At 40.0% G+C, this 15,914-nt stretch carries 9 protein-coding genes; 6 read left to right on the top strand and 3 right to left on the bottom strand.

Features of this window, described 5'->3' with window-relative positions; genetic code table 11:
* Position 1 precedes the first annotated feature (1 nt).
* Both AC27JR_RS15325 and AC27JR_RS15320 read left to right on the top strand, forming a co-directional pair.
* Complete coding sequence (locus AC27JR_RS15325) at positions 2-1,531, top strand: PH domain-containing protein (protein WP_487174082.1); 1,530 nt, start codon at positions 2-4, stop codon at positions 1,529-1,531.
* A 150-nt stretch (positions 1,532-1,681) separates the two neighbouring features.
* Positions 1,682-4,498 carry a TolB family protein gene (locus tag AC27JR_RS15320; protein WP_487174061.1) on the top strand — a complete coding sequence of 939 codons (2,817 nt, stop codon included), beginning with the start codon at positions 1,682-1,684 and terminating at the stop codon, positions 4,496-4,498.
* Between the two features lie 17 nt (positions 4,499-4,515).
* Here AC27JR_RS15320 and AC27JR_RS15315 read toward each other — a convergent pair whose 3' ends face one another.
* Both AC27JR_RS15315 and AC27JR_RS15310 read right to left on the bottom strand, forming a co-directional pair.
* Positions 4,516-5,682 carry a tetratricopeptide repeat protein gene (locus AC27JR_RS15315; protein WP_008112844.1) on the bottom strand — a complete coding sequence of 389 codons (1,167 nt, stop codon included), beginning with the start codon at positions 5,680-5,682 and terminating at the stop codon, positions 4,516-4,518.
* A 48-nt stretch (positions 5,683-5,730) separates the two neighbouring features.
* Positions 5,731-6,864, bottom strand: a complete 1,134-nt coding sequence (locus AC27JR_RS15310) for a PepSY-associated TM helix domain-containing protein (protein ID WP_487174060.1) — start codon at positions 6,862-6,864, stop codon at positions 5,731-5,733.
* Between the two features lie 270 nt (positions 6,865-7,134).
* Here AC27JR_RS15310 and AC27JR_RS15305 point away from each other — a divergent pair, with 270 nt between their 5' ends.
* Both AC27JR_RS15305 and AC27JR_RS15300 read left to right on the top strand, forming a co-directional pair.
* Entirely contained in the window at positions 7,135-7,749 is a 615-nt protein-coding gene (locus tag AC27JR_RS15305) for a PQ-loop repeat-containing protein (RefSeq protein ID WP_008464980.1), read from the top strand.
* Positions 7,750-7,814: 65 nt separating this feature from the next.
* Complete coding sequence (locus AC27JR_RS15300) at positions 7,815-8,603, top strand: PhzF family phenazine biosynthesis protein (RefSeq protein ID WP_487174059.1); 789 nt, start codon at positions 7,815-7,817, stop codon at positions 8,601-8,603.
* Between the two features lie 52 nt (positions 8,604-8,655).
* Here AC27JR_RS15300 and AC27JR_RS15295 read toward each other — a convergent pair whose 3' ends face one another.
* Positions 8,656-11,166 carry a zinc-dependent metalloprotease gene (locus AC27JR_RS15295; RefSeq protein ID WP_487174058.1) on the bottom strand — a complete coding sequence of 837 codons (2,511 nt, stop codon included), beginning with the start codon at positions 11,164-11,166 and terminating at the stop codon, positions 8,656-8,658.
* 290 nt (positions 11,167-11,456) lie between these two features.
* Here AC27JR_RS15295 and AC27JR_RS15290 point away from each other — a divergent pair, with 290 nt between their 5' ends.
* Together AC27JR_RS15290 and AC27JR_RS15285 are read left to right on the top strand one after the other, a co-directional pair.
* Entirely contained in the window at positions 11,457-12,629 is a 1,173-nt protein-coding gene (locus AC27JR_RS15290) for an efflux RND transporter periplasmic adaptor subunit (protein WP_008464987.1), read from the top strand.
* A 14-nt stretch (positions 12,630-12,643) separates the two neighbouring features.
* Positions 12,644-15,775, top strand: coding sequence for an efflux RND transporter permease subunit (locus AC27JR_RS15285; protein WP_076919828.1), 3,132 nt, complete (start codon positions 12,644-12,646; stop codon positions 15,773-15,775).
* The last annotated feature ends 139 nt before the right edge of the window (positions 15,776-15,914 follow it).

Below are 15,914 nucleotides of genomic sequence, written 5' to 3'. Positions count from 1 at the left end.
AATGACGCCACCTTCACTTAATTGGCAAAAAGTCTCGCCCTGGGCACTGGCTTATTTTGTGATGCATTTTAGTGTGCGGTTTGTCAAAGACGGCTTATTTAATTTACTGCCTGTGTTAGTGGTATTTGTTACTCAGGTAGAAAATAAACTATTTTGGGGGCAAGTTGCGCTCGCGATTGCTTTGACTTCATTGCTTGCTTATTGTTTTTTGTATTACCGTAGTTTTCGTTTTTGTATTACTGACGAGCATGAAATTTTACTAAATAAAGGTGTATTTAAAAAAGAGCGACTCACCTTAAAGTTTTCTAGGGTGCAAAATGTAAACATAGCTGAGCCCTTTTATTTTACTCCAGTAGGTTTAGTTAATTGCATTTTTGATGCTGCCGGCAGTGTTGCCCAAGAAGCGGTATTGCCGGGAGTAACCAGCGGTTATGCCCAGCAAATGCGCAAACAAGTATTTGACTACAAAGCACAGCAGCAACCATCAGCAGAAGTAGCTGACACAGCGCAGTCTCATATTGAAGAGCAGGGCGAAAATAGTTTATTCATTTCAAATAAAGAAATAGCTAAGTTTGGTTTAATGTCGAACATGGCCATTTTAGCGCTTGCCGCTATTGCCCCTTTTATGAATGTGGCTATCGATTTTTTAGAGCAGCAGTTTATAACAAAAATAGAGGGTTTTTATCAGCAAGAGCTGGGTATGATGGCTAATGCAGCGGTATTTGCAGTAATTACTTTGATTTTTATATTGGTATTTATAGCGGTGTTTTTATCGGTAACTATGTCGCTCATTCGGTTTTATAATTATCAGCTTTATTTTAAAAATAAAAAATTTAAACGTATTGCAGGGCTGTTAGAACGCCATCAACTATCAATTAGTTTAGATAAAGTACAATCGATTGTTATTAAGCAAAACCTAGTTGCTAGGCTATTGAAACGTTTTACTGTTGAGTGTTTGCAAGCCAGCAGCGGCGGTGCTGCAAGTATGGCGAAAAAGAATAAACAAACTTTAGTGTTACCTGTGCTCACGCAGGAGCAAGTTGATAATGTGTGTCAGTGGATTTACCCATGGTTTGACAGTAAAAAGCTGGCATTCAAGGCGGTAGAAAGGGCGTTGCTATATAAAAATATGGTGTTTTATGCCTTGCTACCGAGTGTTGCTTCTGGGTTTTTAATTAGCTTTATGCAACTTAATGTATTAATTCCGTTAGCGTTATTTTTGGTATTAGCTACGTTAGTATTTTTGTCTTATAAACGTTATGGGTATTATCTTCATCAACAAGATGGGCGTTTTTATATGGTGGTACGCAAAGGTATGATTGGCGTACATTACCGGGTATTTGAGCTGTACAAAGCACAGAGCGCTCGCAGTGTGAGTACCTTTTTTATGCGTCGCTCTGGCTTAAAAAGCCTGTATATACAACTTGCTGCAGGTGGCGCGTATGTTCCGTATTTAAAACAGCAAGATGCTGACTTTATTATTGATTTTACGCTTATGCAGGCTGAGTCAGACTCCCGTAGTTGGATGTGATTTCCTCCGTTGTAAATAATTAGCGTTCAGGTTAAATAATAAAGCAGGTGTAAATACACATTTGCACATGCTTTATTACACTTTTTTACTGCCCGTTTTTTCCTTTTAATAATAACCTAGGTGTATTAAGGAATTATTTTAGGGAATTTTATGAAACAGACACTGCTGGCATCCGCTTTATTACTTGCCTCACCAAGCTTCGCTGCTAATTGGCAAACCATTCATACCGAGCATTTCAATGTACACTTTAGTAGTGAGCATATTGATTTTGCTAAATCGACCGCAGTAGAGCTGGAGATTGTTCGTACTAAAGTGCTTGAGCAACAAAACCGTGCGCTTGATAAAATTGTCGATGTGGTGGTATTTGACCCTCTAAATGCAGCTAATGGCTTTGCCTTACCAACCTCTAATAATCCTGTTATGGCGCTTTTTACTACGCCACCACAATCGGATACGGTAATCTCAAACTCATCGGGCTGGCAGCAATTACTAATATTGCATGAGTACATTCACTTAGTGCATTTAGCGCAGCCAACCCGCAGTGAGTGGCAACAAAAAATTAGAGGGGTATGGGATCTTTACGATTTAACCTATGGCGATACACCGCGCTGGGTAGCTGAAGGATACGCCACCTTAATTGAGTCTAAAATGACGGGTCGAGGGCGACTCTTTGATAACTATTCTGAGGCAATACTCAGGGAGTTTGCTCAGCAAGGAGCGCTTCCGACCTATGGGCAACTAAATAGTGATGAAGGCTTTATGGCGGGCTCCATGGCGTATTTAATGGGAAGTCGTTTTTTATACTGGCTAGAGCAAAATTACTCAGAGCAGCTGGTCGATAATGTATGGGTCCGTATGCGGGCGGTTAAGTCTCGAGATTTTGACGACGCATTTTCTGGTGTATTCGGGCAAAGCGCTGCCAAGCTATATCGTCGATTTATTGCTGAGTTCACTTACAAAGCAATGCAACAAGAGCAAATCGAGTCACCACTTAATAGCAAGCTTTGGTTAAAGCTTGATTTATACGCTAGCAACCCCGCTCTTTCTGGTGATGGCAGCAAAATTGCCATAGTGGAGCGTGATAAAAAAAGTAATACCAAGCTCATAATTTATAGCACTGAAGACAACACTAAAGCGCAACAGCAATTTACTAAAGCACAAAAGCAATTACTTGAAGATGATGCTAAGGATATTCCTGATACTGCGCCAAGTGTATTTAAGCGCGAACAAAAACAAATATTAAATCAAATAAATCGCGCAGGTATTGCCAATCCGCAGTGGGTAGGCAATAACACTCTTTATTTTAATGCCTACAGTAGTGAGGAGTCGGGGACTTATAACAAAGTGTCTGACATTTTTAGCTATAACATAGATACTGGCAACGTCGAACAACTCACTGAACTGGCTGGTATTCGTCGTTTTAGTGTTACCCGCAATGGTGAAACACTTTACGGTGAGCAAATAAGAGCTGGGTATTCTGAATTAGTAAAAGTCGATCTTAATACACAAGCAATCACGCCACTTTTTACCAAGAGCTTAAAAACGACGTACGATTACCCGACCCTAAGCCCCGATGAAACAAAATTAGCTTATTTATCAGCGTCATTAAACGAAAATTGGCAGTTGTATATACAAGATTTGGGCGGTGATACTAGACAGTCAGTCCCAATGCCTAATGGGTATCAATATTTAAGCCAGCCGAGTTTTAGTCAAAATGGGGAGTCTATCTATTTTGTTGCTGGCTTAAATAATAAGACTGATATTTATAATTACCATATAAAAAAGAACACCCTCACCCGCTTAACTAACGGGCAAGAAGCGCTCGCATATCCGATTGAAACAGAAGATGGCTCACTACTTTATTTTTCCACTAATGCCGATGGCCCTGATGTGAAAACGCTAACAATAGCAAAAAATCGCGCAGCCGTGACGGATCTCGCTGTAACCAGTGAAGCTCCATTGTTGATGGTAAATAAGCACACTCTGCCACCGGCAAAAATATATACCGATGAGATAGCAGAGCAAAGCGATTACGCAGTACTTGATCAGCAAGCGACGTTTGCCTTGGGATCACAGTATTATTCAGCGTCAACCAGTTTGCTAAGCGTAGGTATAAAAAGCAGCGACCTATTAAAGCAACTTGATTTACAAGCGGGTTATAATATTGATTTGCATGACGGTGCATTACATGGAGGCTTTGTACAAGCAAAATACAATGCGCTGAATACAAAGTTTAAGCTTGCGCTATTTGATTATAATTTGGATACATCACATCAATATCAACCTAGCTTAAACGTCGATATTGACGCCCGAGGTGGCTTTGCTGCAATAAGCCACCCATTGAAATTTGGTCAATTACAGTTAATCCCAGAATTGGCTTATAACTATACAGATTATAAAAATGGCCATAAAAATTGGACACGGTTGAGTATTAGTCAGCAATGGCAACACGACCGCCAAGCATTTGCCATAGGGCAGAGTATTTATGCCAGTATTTATGATGGGCGGAATCACAGTCGTCATTGGCAAGGTTATGACTTGGCAACAAAAGTATTTGGCAAAGCATTTAATATTCCCATGTTTGTGAGCTTTGAACAAAAACAGCGAGACGATAGTGATTTAGCTTTAGGTGGGTTTAGCTCTAACTTGATTAATCAGCAACAAAGTAGCGAGTTTGTACTTGCTGCTGAACTGCCTTATTACAGTGCAACTGCAGAGCGTTACCAAGGTTATGGTGGTGGCATCAGCTTTAAAGAAGGCATGCCTTGGCTTTATTACAAGCAACATCAATTAGACAGTAGTGTTTATGCACAAAGTTATGGCTTAAAATACCAAGGTGATTTTAGCTTTGGGATGGGGCCTGCAGGCGTAAACGACCTAACTTTTAATGCTGGGCTGTCGCGTGTTGAAGGCGACAGTTTTGAAGATGAAATGCGCGCGTGGTTAAGCTTTTATTATTCGCTTTAAAAGCTTATTTAGCTAAGTTACTTTCTTGTTTTCATAGATAGTAACTTAGCTTGATATACATTTAATTTTTGCGTGTCTTTTTCTAGCTCCATTGCTTTTTTAAGCAGTGCTTTAGTTTGTTGATAGTGCCCTTGCTGATGGCGAATCTTAGCTAGCTCTAGGTATAACTCAGCAATATAAGGTGCTTTTGTTATAGCTTGAACGATATGCCTTTTAGCTTTGTAAAGTCGACCTGTTTGTAAGTCGTTTTTAGCCAGTGTTAATAGCTCATATGGGTCTTTTTCTTTAAAAAAAAGCTTTGCATCTAATTGCTCTTCTAGCTTTTTATCTCCCATCTTTTTTGCTAAAAATTGATAATTAGTTAGTAAATTAATACTTATCAGCTGCTGATTTATCGCGGCCTTGTATATCTTTTTAGCACTTTGAGAGTCGCCAGTACGCCTATGTAATACTGCAGCTAAGTTAAAAAGCTCAGGATCTGTAGGTGTGTATTTATTGGCTTGTAATATATTTGAATATGCTAAATCATAATCTTTTACAGCTAATGCATCTGCAGCTAAGTTACTATAAAACTTAGAAATTAAATCATTGATGTCAGCACTGCCTGAATACATACTTCCTCGGGTTGGGAAATAGTCAATTAATGAACCTGGCTTGATAAATGAAATTTTATTTGGATCTTTTTTAGTGTCATTTTCTTCTGGGGCATACACTTTAGTTCTAAAGTGTTTTGCTACATAAACTAGGTTGTCTTCTTTTGCGAAAACAGGCTGACTAGTTACTTCTTGAAAGCTTGTTTCTAAATCTAAAAGTGCAGCATAACTTTGTGTTAATACGGCTAAGCTTATACAGTTGCCATGCCCATGATCTAGCGCCTGCATCGAAGTTAATGTATCGCCATGATAACTAAAATCAGAGAGTTTATTTTCTAGGTAGTTATAAACAATGATATCCATGCGCATTTTGGATGCTTGCTGCTTTGCAACGAAAGCTAAAAACTTTGATTTTTCAGCTTCAGGAAGCTTAAAAAGCTCATCCTTAGAGACAGTCTCTTGTGTTTTAAATAAGCTATGGTTTAGCAAAGAGGTAAGTTTTAGTTGAGGCTGCTCTTGAGGTGCTCTTGTGCTTGAGCATCCTGCTACTGATAAAAAACCTATGACTATCAAGATTGTTTTTATTTTCATAAACCACTCCATTGTTTGAATTAACATTATACTGAAGTGGTTTGTTTATCAAGCATTCGCGTTTCGTCGTTGAGTTAAGCGATTTTTTTGTGAGTGCTTTTTACGTTTGCGGCGGGTAAACCACAAATACAAGCCTGTACCAGCCAGCCATACAGGACTAAGGCCAACAATACACCATAGTATTTTACTGATAAGCCCAGCAAAATAACCAAAGTGTAGTTTTCTGAAGCTATCTATTACTTGCCAACCCGCACCAGCCTCTCGAATATCCCAATTAGCCATGTGTTCACCTGTTTGCTTATTGTAGGTTATGGTATTGGCGTATTCACTGGTAAGTGGGTTACTGGTATTTACTTCGCCGTAAAGAGTAATATTTTCATCAGGCTCTCGCGGGAAAACTAAAAAAGTTGTATTAAAACTGGGTATTTGCAGCTTGCTATCATTAAGAATGCGCTCAAAAGAGATGTCGTCACTATATAATTTATTTGTAATAGTGTAGTGCTCTTCTTCTGCGTGTTCTATTACTTCGTGATACCACACAGCGCCATTAAAATAGCCACCGGTAATCGCTAAAACGATAAGGATAGGTGAGCCTAATACCCCAGTCATTTTATGGATATCGCTAAGTACTATTTGTAAAGTTGCGCGCCAGCGTACGCTAAATAGTCGCTGCCAAAACTTACGGTAAATAATTAAGCCAGTAATACCTAAGGTTAATAAAAATAGAGCAAAAAAGAAGCCTAATACGGTACCTGTTTGCCCAGGTAAGCTTTTTAAGTCGTTAAGTAAAAAGGTGTAATGGAGTTCTAAAAACCAGTCGGTAAAATAATGAGTTGTGCTAACTGGTTCTGATAAAACCTCTCCGGTGTATTGGTCTAAATGCAACTTAAACCAATCGTCAGTTCCACGCTTAACCAAATAAAGTCGGTCAGCGGTGCTGTTATTAAAAAGCTCCCAGCTTCCTACTACATATTTAGGAAAGGCTGCTTCGGCTTTATCAATTAATGAATCCATAGGTAAACGTGCGGCTTGCTGCTGTACCACAAAGTGTTTATCGGGCATCAGTAAGCCATCAATTTCACTTTTAAACACTAAAACACTGCCGGTAATACTAATAACAATTAACGGAATAATGGCAATTAGCGCCAACCAACTATGAACTTTAAATAGTGTTTTTCTCATTACTTAAACTTGTACGTTAACTTACTGATATACGCATGATAACAGTTATCATTTGCATTGCAATTAAAGAATAATGAAGCTGTGAAGTTAAGGCAACGGTTTTTGTATACTCAAGTTGCCATCAAGGAAAACTAAAGTAAACGCGAGACTTGTTTAAAACCTAGCCAGCACTACAATGCGCGCTTAAAAATAAAACCTTTAAAAACAAATGTTTAAAAAATGTTTTATTTCTTCCTTTTATTAACAGTTATGTAACGAGCGAGGTCTGCTTTGGCGTATTATTTGCCTATTTTGTCAGTGTTTATTTTGGTTTTTAGTTTTTTACCGTTACTTAATAAAATTATAAAAAACCGCAGTGTATCAGGTGTGTCACTGTTAATGATGACATTTGGTTTAGCGCAAAGTGTGTACTTTATAAGCTACAATCTTTACTTTTCTCGTTTTTACATTGCCTTGCCGTTTTTTGCGACAGGCTTTTTAAGCGGACTGATTTTATACTTTTTTGCTCGCTATAATGCAGTTAAGCGTCAAAAGCTGCAGCTACTTGGTATGCTTAGCTTTTCGTTATTACCCTTTTTGTTGCTGTTAAACTCCAACTTAGATACTGCCTCGGTGCTTAACGGATTAACCTATGTGGGTTTAATTATGAGTTCAGTACGGGTTATGCCACAAACTTTTAAAACACTGCGAACAGGGAATATTAGTAACCTTAGTGCGCGCTATTTTAGTTTGCAATTTATAGCAGGTATCTGTGGTTTGTTTGCTGAACTTGCTATGCCAGTGCAAAGTACTTCGCATATATTAATGTTTGTTATGATATTACTGACCAATGCCGTGCAGTTTGCATGTATGCAGTATTATCGAATGAGGCCTGTGTTGGCGTAAAATTAGAGTGACCGTTAGTTTCATTTGTGGCACTTTGAGTGACCAATAAATAAAAAGTGCCCACTATGAAATTAACTATCCATCAAATCGATGCGTTCAGCAGTGAACTGTTTAAAGGCAACTATGCCGCTGTGATCCCACTGGAGTCTTGGCTTAGTGATGATCTTATGCTGAATATCGCTGCGGAAAACAACGTGTCTGAAACAGCTTTTACCTGTCAGCTGGCAGATGGAAGCTTTGCAATACGTTGGTTTTCGCCATTAATGGAAATTGATTTTTGCGGCCACGCCACTTTAGCAGCGGCCTATGTGCTTTGTGAGCAACATAACATAGCGCAGGTTTGCTTTAGCGCAGAGGCGGTGGGCAAACTGATTGTTAATAAGAAAAACGATGGCAGCTTTGCTATGACCTTTCCTAAACAAGCCCCTGAAGAGGTTCAGCTCATCCCCGATGCTTTATTAGCAGGCCTGTCTATACAACCTGTTAAAGTGCTTAAAAACCGCCAAGCTTATTTTGCTATTTATGAATCTGCTAAGCAAGTAGAGAGCTTAATTACCGACTCTACACAACTAAAAAAATTAGCCCCATTAGATGTGGTTGCAACAGCACCGAGTGTTGAGTATGACTTTATTTCTCGTTATTTTTGGCCTGCCAGTGGTGGTGATGAAGACTTTGTGACCGGCTCAATTCATACCGGGCTTGCCCCTTATTGGGCAGAACAATTTGGCAAAAACTCTTTAAGTGCTTATCAGGCCTCACAACGAGGCGGGAAGCTTTACTGTGAAGTGGGTGATAAAACAGTAACATTGACGGGTCATGCCGTAAGGTACCTAAAAGGTACTATTTACCTTTGAATTAGTGTAAAAAAGGCCACGTAAAACGTGGCCTTGGTTTACTCAGTGTTATTTACGCTTCTAGCGCTTTGCTAATTAAGCGATCGATATACTTTTTATGTGCTTTGGTTGCGGTGTCTGCACCCCATTCAACATCTTGATCGGCTATTTGATTTAGCTGATATAGCGCAGCTGTTTTTGCTAAGTTATCGTATTTACTTGCTTTTTTTAAGCCTGCAATTGCAATAAGCTGATTTACGTATTCAATCTGTAAATTATGACTGATCGAATTAGCATTTTTACTATCAACAAAAATACTTGCAGTTAAATCCTCCATAAATTGCGTAAGGCTGTATTCATTACCATATAAAGCGGTATCTGAAATACGCAGTAACACAGCAGGATGCAGTAGTTGCGCTAATACACCTTTTTGCATGCCTAAAATCATTTTATGCGGTTTAGGGTCTTCGTTTTTACCGTAATGATTAAACCCACGACGCTGTTGCTGCATAAAGTTATACAAAGGCTGCATACTTTGCAGTACATTTGGAGCAAACACATACTCAGCTAAAATAGCCATTGCTTGAGTTTGACGCTCAAGTGGCACCGGTGTAAAAGGCTTGGCTGCATTTTCATCGCCCACTACGGCACGCTCTACATAAACCCCTCCAATTTGACGAGATACCACGCCTGCTTGTGCACGGTATTGGCCAAATAGGCTGTTAGCAGAAGTAACAAGCTGTTGGTAAGACTCGCCTTTTACTGTAGCTTTATCTTTAAGTTCTGAAAAGAGCGTATTGATCAGTGCCATTCTATCTGCCCCGTAAGCTGCAGGGTTAGACGACAAGTCACCTATCATCACGCGAGGGTCTATATGGCGCCCAGGAGCACGCATGTCGTCGGCATCATTACCAAAGGCAAGAGCATGTTCGCTTGAGCGAGCAAGTATTTTATCAAGACGAGCTTGTTCTGCTGCTTTATCTTTAAGTGCTGCGCTATAGCCGTAGTTTATTGCCCAATCATCGTATGGACCTGGTTTAGTTTGGAAAATATCGCCTTGAGTCACACCTGTTGGCGCTATATTTGCTGGCGCATAGTCCATTACTGAGCCGGTCACTATACCTTGGGTTTTACTTTTGTCGTGAACTTCTTTCTCATCCCACAAAATAGAAGATTTCATGTTGTGATTGAGACCTAGAGTATGCCCTACTTCATGTAAAACCAGCTGGGTTAAGCCTTGGCGTAACATTTCAGTATCTTCAATATCAGCGCCATTTGCTAAGCCTTTTGCAAGTATTAGGTTCTGTTGTAATTCATGACCTAAAGAGCAATTAAGCTCAGTGTTGCTTCCTGGTTGTGTATGGCTCATCGTGCCTTGAGTATAAAGCGTATCGTATATCCAGCGGTTTTTCATAAATACAAACTCAAGCATAATGTCTGAGCCTAAAATTTCACCGGTTAGCGGGTTAGCTAATGCTGGTCCATATCCACCAAAAGGTGGCTTAGGCGATGAAGTCCAACGCAGTACATTATAGTTAATGTCACCGGCATCCCAATCGGCATCATCAGGCTGTATTTTCACTTCAAGTGCGTTTTTAAAGCCTGCTTTTTCAAATGAGCTATTCCAAGCAAGTACAGCGTCACGTACAGTATCTCGCCACTCAATAGGCGTGGTATTTTCTATCCACCAGGTAATTGGCTTTACTGGTTCTGAAAGTGCTGCGCTTGGATCTTTCTTTTGTAGATCCCAACGCTTAATTACATCTTGGTATGGTGCCCAGTCAGTTGATGTCATTTTATCAAACTGATTGGTGAAATAACCAATGCGTGCATCATCAAAGCGAGGTTGGTAGCTATTATCAGGTAAAGCTACAAATGAGTGCTGTACTTTTACTGACACACTTCGTGGATCGCTTATCGCACCTGACCCTCGAACGGTTGGGCTGCTATTGGTAAAAACATAATCAACAACCACATCTAGGTTATTAGGGTAAGGACGCTGTTTGATGATGCGTGATTTTTTATCATCTAACTTACCTACTTTAAATCGCTTTTTAGCATTTTTATCATTCGGGTTAGGTGTTGGTGATACTTTATGCAGCGCTTCACTTAAAAATAGCTTGTTAACATTAAAGGCTATTTTATCCTCTTCTTGTTTTTCTATTTTTATACTTGCAAGTACCGCTTCGCTAATGTTTGCCTCACTGGCTTTAGCTAGCGCGCTATTTTCATTAAATAAATAGCGTGGGGTTTTGCTGATAATATCGATGCGATCAAAGTATTTTCTAAATTCAATTAACTTGGTTTCGCGGTACGCGCCACGAAAATGACCCGCATCAGTCGCGCCGTCAATGGTATGTGCAAAGTAAACAAAAGGGGTATCGAGCTGTGACTCGTTAATGACCATTAGGTGGTCGCCGGTTTTTTCATCTTGGTAAAGGTTAAAAATGCCGGCAAATTCGGTTTGACCTTTAATCATTTCACTTAATGTTTGTGGCTTTTTTTCTTCTTTTTTTTCTGCAGCAACAGCATAGCTGCTGCCAAGCGCTATACTTAGCGCCAAAGTAAGTGTGGTTAATTTCATAGTTTGTCTTTTGTAGTTGTTAATGTAATTTTACTGTACGTAATATCATGCTGTTTCGCACAGTATCGTTACTAAATACTAACAAAAAGTGATTAGCTTTATGATTTATAATGGTAAAAATTTGTAACAAACCATTTTACTACACTAACGAGCTTTAATTTAAGCATTTAATAGAAGCTGAAGAAGCATAAAAAATGCTTTTTTTGTAACAGTTGCTTACAAATGTCACGTTAATGTTTCAACAAGCTTTGGTATTATGATGCTAATAGAAATTTGGGAGTAATAAATAAATGCAAGGTAATGTACTTAGATGGGTTTTTCCATTCGTAGCTCTGGCATTAGGTGTGGTTGGTTTTTTTGCAATTAATGCGATTGCAAAAGAGTCAGACAAAAAAGAAGTCATAGACACTCGTCCAACTGTACAGGTTGAAGCTGTTGCTGCTAACGATCATCAAGTCATCATTAATAGCTATGGTGAAATGCAGCCGCTAGAAAACACTCAGCTCTCAGCACAAGTGTCAGGTGAAGTAATTAGCTGGCATCCAAATTTTGTAGCAGGTGGGGTCGTGGGTCGCGGCGAAATCCTTTTTACAATTGAAAAAGATAACTACGAAGCAGCAGTGCTGCAAGCCGAGGCCGAATTAGCCCGCGCTCAAGCTACGCTTATAGAAGAGCAGGCTCAGGCTCAAGTAGCTGAAGATGAAGCAAAACGTTTTCCTAATAAAGCACGCACTGACTTATTTTTACGCAAACCACAAGTATTGAGTGCACAGGCTTCGGTTAAGTCAGCACAAGCTGCATTAAAACGAGCGCAGCGTGACTTAGATAATTGTGAAGTGAGCGCGCCTTATGATGCATTAGTGGTGAGTCGCAACGTAGGTGTAGGTCAGTTTGTCAGCATGGGCGCTCAAGTGGCTGAGCTTAATAATATTGAAACAGGTGAAGTGATTATCCCTATTGCTGGTTTTGACAGTGTGTTTTTACCTGATCGCGTTAAAGGGGTAACCGCAACGGTTATTAAAACAGGGTTAAATGGGTTTACTCGCCAAGCCGTGATAGACCGCGATTTAGGGATTGTAGATAACGCCACTCGTATGAGCAGCCTAGTGGTTAGAATTGAAGACCCTTATGGACTTGTAAATCAGCAGCCTGCAATTAAGTTTGGTACTTATGTACAAGTAAATTTTGCCGGTACTATGCTCAATAATATCTATCGTTTACCGCAAGAGCTCGTAAATAACCAAACCGTGTGGATAGTTAATGATGAGCAGCAGTTAGAACCACGTAAGGTAAAAGTAATTCGCGAAGAAGGTGAGTACTTCTATATTAGTGATGGTTTAGAGGCAGACGATCAGCTTGTTGTTACTTTACCTGAATACCCACAAAAAGGGATGGCGGTAAAAATAGCAGGGCTTACTGAATCAGAAGATGCTGCAGAGCGCACATCAACAGAAAAACTATAAAGGTAGCATGAGTTATGAATAGCACAGAACTACCCAATACAACCAAACAAACAGGGTTAATTGCTTATTTTGCTAACAACTCTGTAGCTGCTAATTTGATGATGTTTTTTATCATTGTAATGGGGATTATTAGCTACTTTACGATTCAGCGACAAATGTTCCCGAATATAGAAGTTAACTATATTACGGTGAATGCAAACTACCCAGGGGCATCGCCTCAAGAAATTGAAGAAAGTATCTTAATAAAAGTTGAAGAGTCGTTAAAAGATATTACCGAAATTAAAAAAGGGGTGTATCGCGCATTTCGTAATGGCGGTTCTGCCACCCTTGAAATTAATACCGACGCAGAACTTACCGATGTCCTCGATAAGGTTAAACTGCGTGTTGATGGTATTGCCACCTTTCCAGCGGGAATGGAACCGGTCACCATTAGCCAAATAGAGTTTCGTCAAGATGTAATTGGTATGACGCTCGTTGCCGATTTACCACTGACTGAACTTAAGCCAATAGCTAATCAAATTGAAGATGAGCTATTACAGTTATCGAATGTGTCCTTAGTGGTTAACGATGTGCCACTGGATGAAATTGCCATAGAAATAGAACCTGACACGCTGCGCCAATATAACTTAACACTCTCTGATGTAGCGAATGCAGTACGCCGCTATTCGGCTAACTTTTCAGCTGGGCAATTAAAAACTGATGCTGGCGTTATTTCAGTGCGAGTAGAAAATCAGTTTTATTCTGGTGAAGAGTTTAGGCAAATTCCGGTAAAAATTGGCGCCAATGGTGCCAAGGTGTTGCTACAAGATATTGCGATTATTAAAGATCAGTTTGTTGAAGGTGAGCGCTACTTTAAATTTAACGGCGAAAATGCGGTTTATTTATCGGTTAAAGCCACCGAAGAGCAAAATATTATTCCGGTGGCCGATTCTGTTAAAGCCTACATGGACCAAAAAAATAAAGAGCTACCATTGGGTGTGCGTTTAGAGCCATTAATGGACATGACATACTACCTTAATGCACGCTTAGATATGATGAAAGCTAACTTGTTTCAAGGGGCTATTTTAGTTGCCATTATGCTTTCATTATTTTTACGTTTTAAGCTGGCACTGTGGGTAATGATTGGTTTACCGGTATGTTTTTTAGGGGCGATGATGTTGATGCCATTATTTGGCATCACGATTAATATTGTGTCTTTGTTTGCCTTTATTATGGTACTGGGAATTGTGGTGGACGACGCCATAGTCATAGGTGAAAGCGCCTACACCGAAATAGAGAAAAAAGGCGGCGGTGTTGTTAATGTAGTGAATGGCGCAAAACGAGTTGCCACCCCGGCGACCTTCGGAGTACTCACAACCATTGCGGTATTTGCGCCATTTACACTTTCAAGTGGACCTGAAAGTGCCTTCTTTTATGGTATTTCAGTGGTAGTTATTTTATGTTTAATATTTAGCTTAATAGAATCTAAGCTAATACTACCAGCGCATATTGCGCATACTCACTTTTCACCTATAAACCCTAATGGCTGGCGAGCACGTTTTAATAAGCGCTTTTTTGGCTTTGTAAATGGGCCTTATAGGCAGTTTATTATTAATTGTATCAAATGGCGCTGGACGGTGTTATTTAGCTTTATTGCGCTGTTAATTTTTACTTTTGCGTTAATCTCGTCTAATCAGGTAAGAATGATCCCGTCACCTAAAGTGCCGCATGACTTCCCGCAAATTAATGTTGAAATGAATGATAATGTATCAGACATCCAAACCATTAACGCGATACGCCAAATAGAAGCTATGGTACTTGAGGTTGATAAACAAACAGCGCGTGAAGATGGCCATAAAATGGTGCGTGATGTATTGGTATTTAACCAAGGTCGAACCGAGGCGCAAATTTTAGCGCCATTGGTTGACGAAGATTTACGTCCATATAATGCCTTTGAGCTGTCGCGCCGCTGGCGTGAAGCGATGCCTAATATCGCGGGGGTTAAGTCGTTAACTATACAAGATGATGTTGGCGGTGGAGGTGGCGGCGGTAACGGCGAATTTGGTTACCTATTGTTTGGTTCTGATATAGATACCCTCAATGAAGCCGGGCGTCGCTTTATTCAACTATTGCAGCAGCAAGAAGGCTTATTTGATATCAGTTCAACGATTGATCCTGCTAGCAAAGAAGTACAAATGAGCTTAAAGCCAGTTGCCTATGACCTAGGATTAGACTTGGCATCAATTGCTAACCAGGTGGGGGCAAGCTTTTACGGTGGCGAAGCACAGCGCGTTATTCGCCGCGGTGAAGAAGTGCGAGTGATGGTGCGTTATCCTAAACTTACTCGCGAAGCGTTTTCATCACTTAAGCATGCAGTTGTTACTACGCCACAAGGTCGAGAAGTGTTGTTGGGCGATGTGGTTGAACTAACAGAAACACCGGGTATCAGTTATATTCGTCGTGAAGGTGGTTATCGTACTGTGTATGTTTACGGCAATATAGATGAAGAAGTAATTGAGCCGGGTGAAGTGGTTAAGCAAGTAAAAGAAAACCTATTGCCACAACTACAAGATGAATACCCCAGTGTTAAGTCAGAACTAGGTGGTGCCATTGAGGAGCAGCAAGCGCAAGCTAATGAGCAATTGCTATTTTTTGCTGGCGGGATGATTTTGGTTTACATTTTGTTGGCAGTGCCACTAAAAAGTTACTCGCAGCCTTTAATTGTAATGTCGGTTATTCCATTTAGTTTAACGGGTGCAATATGGGGGCATTTTTGGTTTGGCTTAGATATTAGCTTAATGTCGGGCTTTGGTTTAATTGCTGCTGCAGGGGTTGTTATTAATGACTCATTAGTAATGACTGATTTTATTAATCAGGCGCGTCGCGCGGGTATTAGTATAAAAGATGCCGTTATTGAGGCTGGCTGCGCCCGCTTTAGACCCATACTACTTACCTCAATAACTACCTTTGCTGGCGTATTACCGATTATGTTTGAAACCAGTTTACAAGCTAAATTTGTAATACCGATGGCGGTAGCACTTGGTTTTGCGGTTATGTTTGCAACACTGATCACCCTTATTTTGGTGCCGTGCTTGTACATTATTTTAACTGACATAGGGGCGCTGTTTAAACGCCCATTTACAAGTAAAAAGGTGAGTGTGAGTTAGCATTATATATCACCCTGTCCCGTCCTAAATGTGTAAACACATGTCAGGACAAGGCATCCAGCTGAATAAAAAAGCCAACCGTTAAAGCGGTTGGCTTTTTTGTGTTATTTTTATGAATATAAACTTAAGTGCTGCTTTT

Source organism: Pseudoalteromonas sp. NH0006-26 (assembly GCF_057552415.1).
Note: the sequence above shows the minus strand (reverse complement) of the source record. Positions and strands in the feature narration are given on the sequence as shown.